Source organism: Mesorhizobium sp. M4A.F.Ca.ET.090.04.2.1, from assembly GCF_003999085.1.
Classification (GTDB): Bacteria; Pseudomonadota; Alphaproteobacteria; order Rhizobiales; family Rhizobiaceae; genus Mesorhizobium.
In genome coordinates, this window is record NZ_RZOT01001004.1 from 1 (window position 1) to 585 (window position 585).

At 69.2% G+C, this 585-nt stretch carries 1 protein-coding gene; it reads right to left on the reverse strand.

The features are described 5' to 3' along the window. On the reverse strand, window positions 1-585 hold a 585-nt coding region (locus EN781_RS33745; protein ID WP_145965840.1), incomplete at both ends, for a hypothetical protein.

Sequence of the window (585 nt, forward strand, 5' to 3'; positions counted from 1 at the left end):
GTGTAGGCGAGACGATTTTCGACGCCGGAGACCTGCTCTTCGATCCGGGCCGCGGCTGCCGCTGCATTGGACGCCAGTCGCTCGTCGGCACCGGCCAGCGCCTGCTCGATCTCGCGGGCATGGACGGCCAATTCCTGGCCGGTCTGGCGCGCGCGGTCGGCGACCCGCTGCTCGGTGCTGGCGAAAGCCCCGACGATGGTCTCGGCGTGGCCGCCGATGGTGGTGGTGCTGTCGGCGATGCGGGCGACCAGACGCTGATCCGCATCGTCGAAGATGCGGGCGATCTCCGATGCACGCGACGACAAGGCTTCCGAACCTTCGGCGATGCGCGAGATCAGATGCTGGTCGGCGGCATCGAAGATGCGGCCGAGATCCGAGGCGCGTGCGGCAAGCGCTTCGGCCGACTCGCCGATGCGCATGCTCAGCCGTTCGTCGGCGCCCTCGAAATTGCGCAGGATGTCGCCGGCGCGGGCTGCCAGCGACTGCGCCGTTTCAACCGCACGTGCAACCAGCTTCTGGTCCGCCGCGTCGAAGGTGCCGGCGATCTCACTGGCGCGTGCGGCCAGCTGATCGGCGGTCTCCTGG